Source organism: Methylolobus aquaticus, from assembly GCF_054172105.1.
In genome coordinates this window covers 1-15,037 of the sequence record NZ_JBSYXP010000015.1, presented here as the reverse complement: position 1 = coordinate 15,037, position 15,037 = coordinate 1, and the positions used below count along the sequence as shown (strand labels likewise).

Sequence of the window (15,037 nt, the reverse complement as noted above, 5' to 3'; positions counted from 1 at the left end):
GAAGCGACCGTTCTGCAAGATCTAGGGTATGGAAGCGGCGCGGTGGCGCGGCGTCGATGGCGCTGGACAGGCCCGAGCCGTCACCTGCAGAGTCGGATTTTACGGGAGCAATGGGCTGCCGTCCCCAGGCTGTGATGGAAGGCGCTGAACAGAACAGCGTCGTGAGACGGCGTAAAGGCACGTAGCAGCTTACGGCAACCGATCAGGCCGAGTGGTTGGCATCGACATCGCCAAACAGACCTTCGAAGCCGCCATTGGCATTGGCGGCAGCATCGAGGCCTGCGCCAAATTGTGTGCCACTCTCTCCTGAAAGACGGGTGGAACTGCTGCGGCTGGAACTCCAAGATCTGCCGGCGATAGACTTCGATTTGGCAGTGATGGTGGCCAACAAGAACGACATCGAGCGGTAGATGCCGACAGAGGATCTCTCTGGTTTACAATCGCTACCTCGCAGGCGCAGCCTTCACGGGGATGGGCACAACCCCAACTGACATTCTGCTTCGTCTGGACGCGCGGTAGCGCCCATCGAAACTCTGTCTACGCAAAGCTTGGTGACGTATGTCTAGACCGTTAGTAGCCTTTCTGACTTTGGCGTTCGCACTTGTTGCTGCTGGAGGATGCACTACCTACAGCGTCAACCCCGGCTGGCATGGCGGCGGGGGGTGGGGGTACGGCGGCGGGGGTTGGGGGCACACCAACGTCTTTGTCGCCAACACTCATTACAACTACTATCACCCGGGGAGATGGTAACGATGGCACGATGGCTCGCCATTTCTCTGGCCGCAGTTATGAATGTCTCGGTTGGGGCGACCGACCCGTCAGTCGCCAAATTGGACCCAGCCTGGGCTGAGTTGGAAAAGAAGACGACGCAACTCCTTGGCCAAGAAGGACAGCGACAGGTGGTCGACATGGCATATGCGGAGATTGCGACCGACGCCTGTGGCGGCTTGACGTTGAACCAGAAGGCAATGACGGAAGGTTTTGACCAACTGGCTGAAGCCGGCAATAAGGCAACTGCCGGTCGTCAGTCCTACGAGCGGGGCATGATGGCCTATTTCGGTGTCTACACCGGGCTCATTCTGGCCGAGAGTTTCTTGGACAAGCGTTCGTTCTGCGATGGCGTTGAACGAGCAAAGGTGCGAAAAGGCGGCCCCAGCAGATTCTGGACTTCGCAATAGCGGTTTCAAGGCACAAGATGGATGGCCGGCCTCAGCAAACGCGAGTGTCGCCTGTGGCCGAGATGATCGCTGCCGGCACGAGAGCATCTGTGACCGCTGACGGAGTGCCGCGGTCATTTGCATGACCCGCCTCATCCGAACGGCCGGACCTGCCCGTCCGCCATCGTCGCACCCCCTCTGATCGATATCGCTGCACCGCCAGCCAGACGGCGCGCCGTGACGAAAACGCTCGAATCATCACAAGTCCGTCAGCAGGGCCATCGAATGAAGGCCAAAAGCGCTCGCTGAGGGGCGTTTCGTGCGCGCGACATCAAAATTAGCGGCTGCATGCGATTAGCCTGGGTCCGGAAGAATTGTCGGATTGACGACATCGCGACGATCCCGAAATCACTCGGTAATCGACAAGATCGACCGTAACGTTCATTAATGGCGCATGGCGCGTCGATTCCAGCCCGTGCGAGACCGAATGGCACACGCGCCTTGCAACGTGCCGCACCGTCGCGATCGAAGAAGAACCGGGTCACGGCTTCTAGCTCGCGGTGCGCACGAAAAATGGGAGCACCAAGCCCCGGCTCTTCCTGATGAGCCTGGAGGGTAACCGCTTTTTCGGGTTCGGAAACGTCCATCCCCACGCCGGATGACGACCGGACACTGTGCCGGGCCAGTTCCATGGATGGAGACGGGAGTGTGCTGACCTGCGGCAGGTTCGACCCCCAATTCGACCGGGAATCAAGAAAATGCCTCTCGGATTGGTTTCAGGCCACTCCCTTCAGCGCGCCGGATCCGGCAGTCGATAGCCTTCCTCCAGTAACACCCGCCGCACCACGGGTCGGCTCGACATGCGCTGATAGTGCAGGCGGCAGCGGGGAGGGAGTTCCATATTGAGCCTGTCGGCCCAGAACTCGATGTAAAACAGGGCTGCGTCGGCGATGGAGAACTCACCCACCGCGTATGCCCCGTCAGTCAGGGCATCGTTGATGATCAGAAATCCCTGGCTGACGATCTCTTCTCCTTTGGCCCGGACCGCCTCATGCTCGGCGGGATTGTCGGTGAAGTTCGAAGTCGCGAATATACGAGCGAAGCCCTGCATGTGCACCGTCCCGACGATGTAGCAGAGCAGTTCGAGCACCCTCGCCTCGCCTTCCACGGATTCAGGCAGAAGCCGGGCCCTCGGATAGTGTCTGGCCAGCCACCAGGCGATCGCCGGAAATTCGGTGAGTGCTGAACCGTCGTCCCGCACCAGCGTCGGAATGGTGGACTTGGGGTTGATGGCCAGATAGTCCCTGCCCTTATGTTCATTCGCCGGCAGGTTGACGATATGGACTTCAAAAACGAGGTCCAGTTCTTCCAACAGAATGTGGATTCCGGTCGAGCAAGACCCGGGTGCCATGTAGAACTTCATCGCGGAAATTTCTCCGAGCCAGAGGAGCCGTCGGCATGGTGACCCTACGGATTGTGCCATGCCGACGCGACTGACCTTCGAAAGCAGCGGGCGCGTCAATTGGTAAGGCGGCTTCGCTGCCCTCCTTGCCGTGGCGGGACCCGCGCCAGAACGCGATTACCGACAATCGGAATCGCCGCAGCGCTGGCGTCGGCGACGGCCGACGAGTGTGCAGGGAGACGGCTACTCGGGGAGCGCCCCACAGCCCGGAGCGGCTGAACGTCGCGGCATCCCGAAGCTTCCGCGTCAGGGCAGTTCCTGATCCTCGACCGATTGCCGACCCGCATGCCGCAGGGTGAATACCCGCTCGATCAGTGCCATTTCCCCGCCGGCCCTGGCATGACCTTGCGCCGCTTGCCGCCCCAGGTAGTACCAGGGGTTATTCCGGTGTATCAGACCGGCCGTCAACAGAAACAGCAGAAAGGCCGCGCCGGCCAAGACATACAAGCCATTCCAGGCACACAGGCCGGCGAAGACCAGGCCGGCTACCCGCAGGAAATTTAGCCAGCCGGAATAGACATGACCCGCGACCGGAAAGTCGATGGCCACGTGGTAACGACGGTAAGTCCTTTGTTCCTCCTGTTCGAGCGACCGGCAGAAGGGCAGATCGGTTTTGGGGCGGGTGGCCAGGTCAATGCCGAGGAAAATCAGCCACAGGCTGTAGGTAATCCCCAGAAAAACCTGTGTCGATATCACCAGTGACGGGTAGCCGACCCCGACCGCGATCAGTACGGTGATCAGACCCAGGAAATTGCCCACAAAGACGCCCATGCATGACTCCGTTGTTTCAGTGCCGGGCAAGTATACGGTTTGATCGGACGACACGAGCCAATTCCACATCATCGGCGTCTGGCTACTGTGCCGCTTGTGGGTGGTGGTATGGATAGTATCCGTGTTTGCTATCGGTCGCACACGCGGCCAACGCGGAGTTTTCACCGATGCCGGAAGTACCCCGGCCGCGTTGGCTTCGCGCAGTGCCGGTCAATCGGTCACGGCGATCTTTACCCACTCCGCTGTGATCGACTCGGCCGGCAGTGTCTCACGTGACTTGACCTCGACCGACAGGCCGGGCTTGAGGTCGACGGGCGAGCCGGCCCGGTTCGGCCCCTTCCCGCGACTGCGGTCCAGCCACACGGGCGCGGTCTCCGGAATCGTCACCATGACCGCGGTGTCCCCAACCTTGACGCTGAACCGCCGACCCTCGGTTTCGACTGTGGCGATCGTGCCGACCACGGAGGCCTTCCCGGAAACCCCGGGGGAGGCGCCGATCGGGATGTACATCTCGGTGGCCTGCTGGGCTTGCGCCAGGCCACCCAGGGCGCTCAGCGCAACGGACAGAAGCAGATTTCTTGCGATCATGACAGACTCCTTGGTAACAGGGCGTGGAGCTTTCCGAAAGCGTCGGGCCCACACGGCGGGCGTGTACCCTCAGCCGCTCAGATGGCCTCGGGCGCGATTGACGGCCTTGAGCGCGCGACGTGCCAGATCCATGCGCTGTGCGGGATGCCGATCGGCCTCGATGGTCAGTTCACGCGCTTCCCTGAGATCGACCACGGCATCCGGGTGCAGCCCGGCCTCGTTCAATACGCGAAGCGCATCGTCGATATCGTTCACTGCCCGGTGCACGATATCCTGGGGATGCTCGCCGTCCTTTCGCTCATTGCGCTCTACCGCCCCCAACATGTGCTGCAGTTCATCGATATTGCTCAAGGCATTGATGACGCGGAGGAACGCGGCGATGGCCGAGACCTCGGTCGCATCCAGCCGGATCGGGCCGCCGGTCGCGCGGGCGAGGCCCTGGCCAGCCGGCGAATTATTGAAGGTGTCGCCATCGTAGAAGTCGACGGCCGCCTCGATCGTCGCAACCGCGTTGTTATGGAAGAACGGACCGGTGTCGGCCGCCTCGACCAGCGAGGGCGTGTTGAAGGTGCCGTTGCCCGGATTGCCCAGCCCATCATCCGGGGGCGTCGGTGTGCCGGCCAGCGCGGCAGGGTGGTCCGGAAGCTTCTCGACCCCGGTGTCGAAGTTGAGATTGCCCTCGCCCAGCGGCCCGCCAGGGGCTGCGTTGGCGCCGGCGTTGAAGTGGCAGAAGAAGCACTTGCCCTTGGTCGGCGAGTCGAAAAGCGCCTGGCCCCGCAGTGCGACGGCGCTCTTCAGCGGCAGCGGCAGTTGCAGTTCGACCTGCCGGCCTTGGCTCAGTTGATAGGCCTCAAGCGCATCCAGCTCGGCCTCGGTCGGCAACCGGAAATCGACGCCGGCGCGGCGGTTCAGGCTCTTCGTGAAGTGCTGGGTCACGGCGCCGACCGCGAACGCCCGCAGGTCGCGTGTGCCGGGCGCACCGTCGCCGGACCATCCGGTGTGGGGACACCGCGTCGCACTGAAGCATTCGAAACGGTCCCGCGGATTGCTATCGATCGACACCCGCTGCGCAAACACATGCGGGACGCCGCGCAGCGTGAACTTGCGGTCAAGGTCGGAAAAACCGTCGAGATTCTCGAGGATCAGTCCCAACTCCCGCATCAGCTTAGGGTTCTCGAAGTTACGCGCGAGTTCCGGCATGAACTCGGCGACGAACAGTGGGTCGTCCTTCGGCAAGGTGGCGATGAACGCGGGGTCTATCGTCAGGTTGTGCTCTGCCCGGTGACAGGTACCACAGGTGCGGCCGTTGCCCGCAAAGGTTTCCTTGAAGAACAGTTCGCGTCCTTTCGCAACCAAAGGGTCGCCGACATCGCGAGGCGGGGGCAGCTTGGCTTCAGCGGGAGGAGGAGTCGACGGGCAAGCCGCCAGCACCGCCAGACCAACGGCCAGCAGCGCTGGCATCCACATATCGACTTTTTTCATCGGACGACCCCCCTTGGGCATCACGTGAGCGGTGCCAGAGCAGCGACGCAGGCCGCGGTTCGGCCTCCGGCGGCGGCGTCATGCAGTGCCGACACGGCTTGGCGCGCGCAGCGCTATAACAGCGGGTTTGCCGCCTGAGTACAATCCGTATGCCCACGGATGGTCATCGGTTAGGTGAGATCGAGGAAACCGCGGGTGGACCATTAACGGGATCCCCGCGAAGGCCGGAATGCTGAGGGCGCTGGAACCGGTGTAGCCTCGCCGGCTTGAACGGGAACCCTGAGTGTTGGCGCCTTGGGATAAAATCCCGCTGGCCTACGGTCGAAAGGCTTGTAATGAAAACCCTACTCCGGCTTATCTACACCAGTCGCTCGAATGTGCACCTCGACGAGGCGGGCTTGGCTAGCCTTTTGGAGCAATCCCGCGGCAACAATTACGACTCCGGCATCACGGGCGTGCTGAGTTTCGGCCACGGTTTTTTTCTGCAGGTCCTGGAGGGTCCCGAGCGGGAGTTGATCTCCCTGTACTCGAGGATCATCGCTGATTCCCGCCATCGGGATTGCGAAATCCTCGATGTCAGTCTGACGCACGATCGCCTGTTTCCGAACTGGACGATGGGTTTCGTCGGCGCGTTCAAACGCGGCTCGGCGCCTTACAACGAATTGCTGGATTACCGGATCGTCCGTGACGACGCCGCGAAGACGCGCGCCCTGCTCGACGACCTGTTAGAAATCGTCACGGAGTGACGTTTACCCCCCGGCAAATGCCCACACTGCAGGCTAGCCTGAACCGTCTGCCCGGCCCTCTGCCGGTTGAAGCGTATTGGATTAGGACCTTTGCGGCCTCAGGTAGGTGCCGCTACGCACGGTCTTACCGAGACTCCGGGCGAGTCCCCGATAACCACCCGTCTGGAATACATCCGGAAGGCCGTAGCGCAAGAGATCGACGAAGTGCTGTTCGTCCACGCCCGCTAGCCCGATCGCCGTCGGCTCTTTATCCTGTAAGGTCCCGAACAGCCGGTCCCATAGCGAAAATACCGCCCCGTAGTTGCTGTCGTGCTCCGACCGCAGCACCGAATGATGAAGCCGATGTAAGCGGGGGACGATGAACAGCCGGGACAGCAGGTCCTCGCCCCGGAAGCGGATGTTCGTGTGATGGAACAACACGAAAATGGAAATGACGGTCTGGCTGACCAGCACGACCGGGGCACTGACGCCGATCAAGCCGATGAAGGCGACGCGGACCAGCACCTCCAGGAACAATTCGCCGAAATGAAAACGCAAACCCGTGGTGACATTGAACACCCTGTCACTGTGGTGCACGCGATGGAACACCCATAAGGCATCGACATGGTGGGTCAGGTAGTGCCACCCATACAGCGCCAGATCCAGCAGGACAAAGGTCAGGCCGTACTTCAACGGTCCGTCTGGCATCTGACTGAGCAGGCCGTACCCGGACAGCTGCTGGGCGACGAACATCAAGGTAGGAATTGATAGCACCGACAAGGTGATATCGTTGAACAGGAACGTTTCAAGGTTAGTCAGGTAAGAGTTCTTCAAGGCCCGGAGCCCCGGCCTCAGAAAGGGGCGCCGCATCTCCACCCACCACAGCAGGGCCAGGGTCGCCACCAACAACAGCGCGAGCCCGTCGTCATTGAAGAATCCGGCTTCGGTCGTCACCGCAATCGGTTGCGCGCCATCACTCATGGTCCGTGTCCCTGATACGTTTGGCATCTATTCGACAGACACTGCATTGCGGGTACAGTTTCCTCGCCGGGGCAATGCGTTGTTTGCTGGGCGTCAAGAATCAACGATGGCTGATGTATTCCCCAGTGGATCTGCTGCTTGAAGGCCTTGCGGAGTACGAACTTCGGCGTGCCTGAGGCTGCGATCCGGTGCGTGTCACCCGTCGCCGGGTTTCGCCCTTCGTGGGCTTCTGTTTCAGCCGCTTTGAAGAGGGGTAACGCAATGAAGGTTCCGGTCTCGCCTTCGCCAACGGCCCGTGTGATCTCGAAATGCCATGATTGCCCTAACGAGGTGCGCGACTGTCGAGCCACTGCAGGAGTTTCTGATAAAGGCGGCCGGGCTCCACGGGCTTGGACAGAAAGTCGTTCATGCCCGCATCAAGGCAGGCCTGCCGATCCTCCGCAAACGCGTTGGCGGTAATGGCCAAGATAGGGACTTCCCGATACGCTGACATCTGGCGCAGCCGGCGCGAGGTTTCCAGTCCGTCCATACCAGGCATTTGCATATCCATGAGTATCACTGCGTAACGGTTGCCCATGGCGGACGCCAACGCCTCGTTGCCGTCGGCTGCAATAGTCGGGCACAGGCCGCCCTTCTCCAGCAGCGCGCTCATGACTTCCTGGTTGATGAAGTCGTCTTCCACCACCAGGATCCTGGCGCCGACAAAGTCCTTCAGGAGGGCTGGCCCGACGACCGCTTCATGCCTGCGGTCGACTGAGGGATCACAGCTCTCGCCCAGCCGAGCCGTGAGCCAAAAGGTACTCCCTTTTCCGGGCCGGCTGTCCACGCCGACTGCCCCGCCCATCAGTTGGGCCAACTGCCGAGTGATGGCGAGTCCGAGTCCCGAACCGCCATGGCGGCGGCTTCGCGAGCCATCAGCCTGCTCGAAGGGTTCGAACAACCGCGCCTGCTGCCGCAGAGGGATGCCCGGTCCGGTGTCGCTGACCTCGAACCGGATCAGGTAGTCTTCGGCAGTCGTATCCAGCACCCTTCCGCGGAGCGTTATTCCGCCCTTGTCGGCGAACTTCACCGCGTTGCCGAGATAGTTCAGCAAGGCTTGGTTAAGGCGGGTGACATCGCCCTTCAGGCTGGAAGGCACCCCATCCACATCCACCGTGAGACTCAGACCCTTGGCGAGAGCCAGTGGCTCGACGCCGGCGAGCAAAGTGCGCAGCAGGTCGTCGAGGCGAAAATCCGCCGGGTCGAGTTCCATCTTGCCGGCCTCGATTCTGGAAAGATCGAGAATGTCCTCGATGACACGAAGCAAATGTTTACCGGCCGCTTCGATCTTGCCCAGCTGGCGGGTTTGGGCCGGTGTCAGGAGGGGATCCGTCAGGAGGATGTGCGCCAGCCCCAGAATACCGTTGAGCGGCGTCCGGATTTCATGGCTCATATTGGCGAGAAAGACGCTCTTCGCCACGGTAGCGACCTCAGCTGCCTCCTTGGCCTGTTTCAGGGCCTGTTCGGCGCCCTTGCGCTGGCTGATGTCGACACCAAACGCGATATGTTGGGCTGACTGCCCATCCCTGGGCTCCCTGTAGTGGACCGTTACCTCGATCGGGAAGCGGCATGCGTTCTTCGCCTTCACATCGGTCTCGAAGTGAAGGTAACCCCGCTCCCTGATCGCCGCGGCGACTTGCGGAAAAGTTTCCGGCGCGACACCGGTGTCTACGTCCCAGACATGGAGTCGACGCAACTCCTCCTCGGTGTAGCCAAGGAGCTTCTGGGCATGGGAGTTGGCCGAGAGCAGACGGCCACTGCCGGCATCGACCCAGATGATGCTGGTACCGACGCTCTCCAATGCGAGCCCCAGATCAGCCAGGCGATCGTTGGTGGTGCGCAATTCCGCAGTGCGCTCCTCCACCATCGTCTCCAACCGCTCACGGTAAGCCTTGAGTTCCGCATCCAGGCGCTTACGCTCGCCGATGTCTTCGACCAGACCGAGCAGATATCGCACCGCACCATTCTCGTCACGGACGCAGCCCACGCTCAGGTTCGCAAACAAGACTTCGCCGTTGCCACGCAGGAAGCGCTTCTCGAGCGTATACCCGTCAGTCTCACCTCCCATGATCCGCTCGAACTGGACAACGTCGGCGGCCAGATCCTCCGGATGCGTGAGTTCCGCCCAAGTCCTCTCCGTCAATTCAGTGCGGGAGTAACCCAACATCTGGCACAAACGGTCGTTCACCTCGAGCCAGCCTTTATCCGGAGAAGTGATCGTGATGCCGACCAGGGGGGTTTCGAAATAACTGCGGAAACGCTGCTCGCTCTCACGAAGGGCCTGCTGGGCGAGCTTGGACTCGGTGATATCCACCACTACCCCGTCCCATAGGCTCTGCCCACCTTCCAAGGGCGTGGGCTCCGACTGGATGCGCGCCCAACGCACTTCGCCGGCAACCATGAACCGGCCTTCCCAGCAGAAGGGCTCGAGACTCGCAAAAGCCTGCATGTTGGCGGCGAGCAGTTCCTCCCGATCGGCCGGATGCACCGTTGCGAAGCCGGCGGCCAGGTCGGCGTAAGCGTCCCTGATGTCGAACCCCAGAAGTTCACCGACACGGGGACTGAGGTATTCAAACGCCACGAAACCTTCCCGTGCCGCGCGCAAGCGGTAGATACCCACGGGCACTCGTTCCACCACCTGCTCGTAGCGATTCCGACTCTCGCGCAATTCGCGGACAAGCTGCTGATCTTTGGAGGGCTGGGCATACCAACGGGTTACCGCCATCCCCAAAGCCTCGTCCGAATTGTGGCACGGTATGCCACAAACAGAATCGCTGGCATCGACGACGCGCTCGTGACCGTCCAGACTATGAATGGCCTCGCTGGTATTGCGAAGAATCGCCCGGCCATGGTCCGCCTCACCGTGCGACCGCGCTTCCGTGAGAACGCGCTCACCGATCTCCTCGGCCATCAACAGCCGCTCGGACGCCGGACTACCGTCCGCGCCGAGCACCACCTCGCTGACTCTAAGCCAGATCGTCATGCCATCGGGCCGGCGATAGCGCTCAATCCGACAGCCCGGGGGGTTGTCCGAAGCCGGCATCGCCATCTCGGGAGCGGACGCGGCCAGCGTCTCCGCCGGCGGCCAGGGCGAGTCGATCAACGCGGCTGGCGCCACGCCGAGCAATCCGGCCATCCGGGCGTTCATATCCCGAATATTTCCGCTGGCTGTTTCGATGACGGCAATACCAATAGGGGCGTTGGCAAACAAAGCCGTGTAGCGAGCCGTGGCCAACCGACTTTGCTGCGGGTCTGGCAGTTCCTCCTCGGGCGCTCCGCGCCCCGCTGCCGACCCTTTCGTGTCGCCAAGTTCGGTCATGCTATCGGATGTTGACTGCGGATGGAGTGGAAGTACCGGGGGTTTCTACAGGACTGCAAAACGGGGGTAAGTATATGCCCTGTGGGGTTACTCATTGGAGTATCTCCCCCGGGTAAGTTTCAGGGTGCGGAATCGGCGGATGAGGCCGAGGGAATCCGCGTTACTGAAAACCGGCATTCGAAACAACCACGGGTAGAGTACGAGTCGCCGGAACGGCCGAGGACGCACGCTTCGCCGTGTACGCATCAACGCCCCCTCCTTACCGAATGGAGCCGTACGGCGCCTCGGACAACCTTATGGATGCGGTAAACGCCCTGTTCGCTGTAGCTTTCTGGGTCGCGCATGCCACCACGCCCCTCAGCCGAGAGGCGTCCGCATGGTCACGAACTCCTCTGCGGCCGTCGGGTGAATACCCAGGGTGGAATCGAACACGGCCTTCGTGGCACCGGCCCGCAGCGCTACGGCCATGCCCTGGATGATTTCTCCGGCGCCGGGCCCCACCATATGCAGGCCCAGCACCTTGCCATCCTGTCGGTTCACGACCATCTTCATCATCGTCTTTTCCCCCAGACCCGACAGCGTGTGCTTCATCGGCGTGAAGATCGATCGATACACATCGATCTCGCCATGCACCGCCCTCGCCTGTGCTTCGGTCAGACCGACCGTCGCGACGTTGGGCTGACTGAAGACCGCGGTCGGAATCGTGTCATAGTCGACCGGGGTGCTTCGATTGGCATAGAGCCGGTTCACCAGCGCCATGGCTTCGGCAGTAGCGACCGGGGTCAGGTTGACTCGGTCCGTGACGTCGCCGATCGCATGAATGGAAGGGATGGTGGTCCGATAGTCCCCGTCGACGATGACGGCGCCTTGCTCGCTCAGCGCAACGCCGACGGCTTCCAGCCCCAGCTCGGCCGTATTCGGCGACCGGCCGGTGGCGTAGAGCACCATGTCCGCGGCCAGCGTCTCGCCTTCGGTGGTGTGAGCAAAGTAACCGTCCCCGGCCTTTTCGATGCGATCGATCACGGTATTCAGGCGCAGGCTCAAGCCTTTCCTGACCATTTCCTGCGGCAGGAAATCCCGGATCGCCTCGTCGAAACCGCGGAGCAACTTGGCGCCGCGATGGACCAGCGTGGTCTGAACCCCGAGGCCATGCATGATGCCCGCGAATTCCACGGCGATATAACCGCCGCCGACGATCAGCAAGCGCCGCGGCAGGTGCTCCAGAAAGAACATCGCGTCGGACGTAACGGCGTGCTCCTTGCCGGGGAACTCCGGAACCGAAGGCCGGCTTCCGGTCGCCACCAGGATCCGCTCCGCCGTGATGCGCCGCTCGCCCACCGCGACCGTGTGGGGGTCGAGCAGCGTCGCCCGGCCGGGCAGGATCTCGACACCGGAGCCTTCCAGCAAGCTGGAGTAAACGCCCTGCAGCCTTTCGATCTCGCGGTTCTTCTGAGCCAGCAAACGCGACCAGTCGAAACGCGCCTCGTCGACCGACCAGCCGAAGCCGCGGGCGGCGTCGAAGTCTTCACGAAAATGAGAGGCGTAGACGAACAACTTCTTCGGCACGCAGCCGACATTCACGCACGTGCCGCCCATGTGGCGGTCCTCGGCGATGGCGACCTTCGCACCAAGACCCGCCGCCATACGGGCGGCGCGCACACCGCCGGAACCGGCGCCGATCACGAACAAATCAACCGCATCGACCGTCATGGACCCTCGCTCCGTTGGAAAGACCCCGGGTCGGACATCCGGGCGGTGTCGGTCCCGCCCATCCCGGGTATCCTCGAAGGGCACCGGAGATGGGCAGAAGCCGCGCGACACTCAGCTCCGGGACTGTTTCAGGTAGGCCAGCATCGTATCGACGTCGCTGACCTCGAAGGGGTCCTCCGGGTGGTTGTCGGCGATACCCGGTTCGGCGAACAGTTGCACGATCGTGCCATCGTTGACCAGCATCGAATAGCGCCAGGAGCGGTACCCGAAACCGAGGTTCTCCTTCTTGACCAGCATGCCCATCAGGCGCGTGAAATCGCCGTTGCCGTCGGGCAGCATCTTCACGCGTTCGATGCCGAGGTGCTTGCCCCACTGGAACATCGTGAACGCATCATTCACGCTGAGGCAGTACACCTCGTCCACACCCTGCTCGACGAGTTCGGCGTATTTGGCCTCATAACCGGGCAGATGTGTGCTGGAGCAGGTCGGCGTGAACGCACCGGGCAAAGCGAATACGACCACCCGGCGGCCTTTGAACACATCCTCGGCGCTGACATCCTGCCAACGGAATGGATTCGGGCCGCCGACGCTCTCGTCGCGGACACGGGTCTTGAAAACGGCAGGGGGGACAGTGTGAGTCATTGTAAATCTCCGCTTTAAGGGGTGGTCCGGTCATGGGCCGGGATTTCGACGGGCCGGCGTTGCTCCCCTTCCCGTCCAGTGCGGAGACAGATTATGTCAGCCTTTTTCCGCAGTAAAATCGATTGTTATAATTTCGACGATCGATTTCATCAATTGAACTCCGATGAACTTGCGAGACCTCCAATACGTGACCGCCGTGGCGGAGCTGCGCAGCTTCGTGCAGGCAGCGGAGCGCTGCTGCGTCAGCCAGCCGACGCTGAGCATGCAGATCAAGAAGCTCGAGGATGAGTTGGGCGTGCAGCTTTTCGAACGCACGAACAAATCCGTGCTGCCGACGGCCGTGGGCGAGCGCGTCATCGAGTCAGCCCGGCGCATCGCAAAGGAAGTCGATGGCATCAAGGAGATAGCCGACGCGGCGAAGGATCCGCTCGCCGGGCCCCTGCGTCTCGGCGCGTTTCCGACCCTGTCGACCTATCTGTTTCCGTCCCTCGTCCCGTTCATCCGGCAAGCTTTGCCCCGGGTGAAGCTGACCTTGGTCGAGGAAAAAACCGAAGGGCTGATCCAGCAGTTGAAGACCGGCCAACTCGACGCGGCCTTGCTGGCGTTGCCGGTACCCGAGGAGGGTCTGGCAGCCGAGCGCCTGTTCGAGGACGCGTTTCTGCTGGCGATCCCGGCAGACCACCCGCTGGCGCCGCGGAAAACGATCGATCAGGCCGAATTGGCGGGACAGTCGCTGCTGTTGCTGGATGAAGGTCATTGCCTGCGCGGTCAGGCATTGCAGGTATGTCAGCTCAACGGCGCGAACGAGAGGCAGGATGTCCGCGCCACCGGGCTGGAGACGCTGCGGCAGATGGTCCGGGCGGGCTTGGGCATCACGTTGATGCCAACGATAGCCTTGAGACCGAACGACGAGCAGATCCGCTACATCCCGTTCTCCCCGCCGACGCCCAGCCGCACGATCGGCTTGGTCTGGCGCAAGACCAGCGCCCGCACGGCGCTGTTCGCCGAACTCGGGCGCTTGGCCCGACAGGCCGCGGGCTGAATGCCGAGGGGCGAAGGCAGGCATCATCCGAAGGGCGTGCCGCGACCTCCGTCTGGCTCGGTTCTGCAATCCGGTCCGGAGGCATTTCGAACCGGCACGCGTCGAGCGAACTCCGCGCCATATGGTGATCGACCCCTACCCGATGCGCCCCAACTTGGAGCCGCGCCGTCAGCCAGCGGACTGTGGCGGCGCTTTCGGACGAGTTGAAGGAGAAGGTCGTTACAACGAAGGTCGATAAGCCGGACCTCGGACAGGCGATCGAGGCGGTACGGGGCGCCGCGCTTTCACGCTGGACGCGCTTGGTGGTGAGGTAGCGAGGAGCCTGTTGCCTGGAGTTTGCGCTTCGCAAAGGAAAACCCCGGCGGGGAAGAACGATCCCCGCCCGGGGTTCACCGGCGTTTTCATCCGGGCTTCCCGTCTCCTCAGGAGAGCATGGAGCAACTGCAAGTGTAGAAGACGCTTCGGCTGGCGTGGCTGCTGCGGTGAGCCGCTAGCCCGGAATCAGTCCAACTTGGAGACGAGCGAGGTAGGACACCAAGCTGCAGCCCCGTAGCCGGCCATAGCGGAGAGCGCCCAGTTCATCCTAGGTCGCTCGGATCCGTTGCAGCTGCATGAAATTGAGTTTTCGTGATCCTGTCGCGACGGTGCCTTTCCGCGGGCAACTTAGTGAAACAGCACCTCGGCGTCATAGCCCTGTTCCTGCGCCAGCCGCTTCAGTTGCTTCAGCGCCGCATTCTGCAGTTGACGGACTTTCTCACGCGGCATCCCGACCGTGGCGCCGATGACTTCCAGCGTCTCGCCGTCACCGCCGTTCAGACCGAAACGACGGGTCAGGATCTCTTGCTGTACCGGCGTCAGGCTGGCCAGCCAGACCGGTAGCTGGTGCTCGACTGCCGTCTCGTGCAATTGCTCGGTGACGTCAATCTGGGCCTCGTCCTCGACCGTATCCACCATCATCTGGTCCGAGCCCAGTTTCACCGGCGTGTCCAGCGAGGTCAGCTTCTCGTTCAGGTGCAGCAACTGCTCCACGGCTTCAACCGACGCGCCGACGTGCGCCGCGACATCCTTCGGCTCCGGATCCCGCGGCAGCTTCATGGCTAACTCGCGGTAGGCGCGGAG

At 62.1% G+C, this 15,037-nt stretch carries 14 protein-coding genes; 3 read left to right on the top strand and 11 right to left on the bottom strand.

Going from position 1 to position 15,037, the window contains the following annotated elements; all coding sequences use genetic code 11:
• Positions 1–202: 202 nt before the first annotated feature.
• Complete coding sequence (locus ACW73L_RS17635) at positions 203–400, bottom strand: hypothetical protein (protein ID WP_498923895.1); 198 nt, start codon at positions 398–400, stop codon at positions 203–205.
• A gap of 352 nt (positions 401–752) precedes the next feature.
• Here ACW73L_RS17635 and ACW73L_RS17630 point away from each other — a divergent pair, with 352 nt between their 5' ends.
• The gene (locus tag ACW73L_RS17630; protein WP_498923894.1) at positions 753–1,178 is read left to right on the top strand and encodes a hypothetical protein; all 426 of its coding nucleotides are present in this window, start codon (positions 753–755) and stop codon (positions 1,176–1,178) included.
• A 769-nt stretch (positions 1,179–1,947) separates the two neighbouring features.
• Here ACW73L_RS17630 and ACW73L_RS17625 read toward each other — a convergent pair.
• The 4 genes from ACW73L_RS17625 to ACW73L_RS17610 all read right to left on the bottom strand — a co-directional run bounded on the left by ACW73L_RS17625 (position 1,948) and on the right by ACW73L_RS17610 (position 5,460).
• A complete protein-coding gene (locus ACW73L_RS17625; RefSeq protein ID WP_498923893.1) occupies positions 1,948–2,580 on the bottom strand; it encodes a glutathione S-transferase family protein in 633 nt (210 codons plus the stop codon).
• 285 nt (positions 2,581–2,865) lie between these two features.
• Complete coding sequence (locus tag ACW73L_RS17620; protein ID WP_498923892.1) at positions 2,866–3,390, bottom strand: hypothetical protein; 525 nt, start codon at positions 3,388–3,390, stop codon at positions 2,866–2,868.
• A gap of 210 nt (positions 3,391–3,600) precedes the next feature.
• Positions 3,601–3,978: a hypothetical protein gene (locus tag ACW73L_RS17615; RefSeq protein WP_498923891.1), complete on the bottom strand. Its 378-nt coding sequence runs from the start codon at positions 3,976–3,978 to the stop codon at positions 3,601–3,603.
• 69 nt (positions 3,979–4,047) lie between these two features.
• On the bottom strand, positions 4,048–5,460 hold the full coding sequence (locus tag ACW73L_RS17610) for a hypothetical protein (protein WP_498923890.1): 1,413 nt from the start codon (positions 5,458–5,460) through the stop codon (positions 4,048–4,050).
• Positions 5,461–5,795: 335 nt separating this feature from the next.
• Between ACW73L_RS17610 and ACW73L_RS17605 the strand changes: the two genes are divergently transcribed.
• The gene (locus ACW73L_RS17605) at positions 5,796–6,206 is read left to right on the top strand and encodes a BLUF domain-containing protein (RefSeq protein WP_129884996.1); all 411 of its coding nucleotides are present in this window, start codon (positions 5,796–5,798) and stop codon (positions 6,204–6,206) included.
• A gap of 81 nt (positions 6,207–6,287) precedes the next feature.
• Here the strand turns inward: ACW73L_RS17605 and ACW73L_RS17600 are convergent, their stop codons facing one another.
• The 5 genes from ACW73L_RS17600 to ACW73L_RS17580 all read right to left on the bottom strand — a co-directional run bounded on the left by ACW73L_RS17600 (position 6,288) and on the right by ACW73L_RS17580 (position 12,876).
• The gene (locus ACW73L_RS17600) at positions 6,288–7,166 is read right to left on the bottom strand and encodes a sterol desaturase family protein (protein ID WP_498923889.1); all 879 of its coding nucleotides are present in this window, start codon (positions 7,164–7,166) and stop codon (positions 6,288–6,290) included.
• Positions 7,163–7,516 carry an HU family DNA-binding protein gene (locus ACW73L_RS17595; protein ID WP_498923888.1) on the bottom strand — a complete coding sequence of 118 codons (354 nt, stop codon included), beginning with the start codon at positions 7,514–7,516 and terminating at the stop codon, positions 7,163–7,165. Before ACW73L_RS17595 ends, ACW73L_RS17600 begins: the two co-directional genes overlap by 4 nt.
• The gene (locus ACW73L_RS17590; protein ID WP_498923887.1) at positions 7,489–10,524 is read right to left on the bottom strand and encodes a PAS domain S-box protein; all 3,036 of its coding nucleotides are present in this window, start codon (positions 10,522–10,524) and stop codon (positions 7,489–7,491) included. The genes ACW73L_RS17595 and ACW73L_RS17590 overlap by 28 nt, the downstream gene beginning before the upstream one ends.
• Before the next feature lie 357 nt (positions 10,525–10,881).
• Positions 10,882–12,234, bottom strand: a complete 1,353-nt coding sequence (gene gor / locus ACW73L_RS17585; protein WP_498923886.1) for a glutathione-disulfide reductase — start codon at positions 12,232–12,234, stop codon at positions 10,882–10,884.
• A gap of 111 nt (positions 12,235–12,345) precedes the next feature.
• Positions 12,346–12,876: a peroxiredoxin gene (locus tag ACW73L_RS17580; RefSeq protein WP_498923885.1), complete on the bottom strand. Its 531-nt coding sequence runs from the start codon at positions 12,874–12,876 to the stop codon at positions 12,346–12,348.
• A gap of 163 nt (positions 12,877–13,039) precedes the next feature.
• Between ACW73L_RS17580 and ACW73L_RS17575 the strand changes: the two genes are divergently transcribed.
• The gene (locus ACW73L_RS17575) at positions 13,040–13,918 is read left to right on the top strand and encodes a LysR substrate-binding domain-containing protein (RefSeq protein WP_498923884.1); all 879 of its coding nucleotides are present in this window, start codon (positions 13,040–13,042) and stop codon (positions 13,916–13,918) included.
• 663 nt (positions 13,919–14,581) lie between these two features.
• Here the strand turns inward: ACW73L_RS17575 and ACW73L_RS17570 are convergent.
• Positions 14,582–15,037: sigma-70 domain-containing protein (locus ACW73L_RS17570; RefSeq protein ID WP_498923883.1), on the bottom strand; the 456-nt coding region annotated here is incomplete at its 5' end.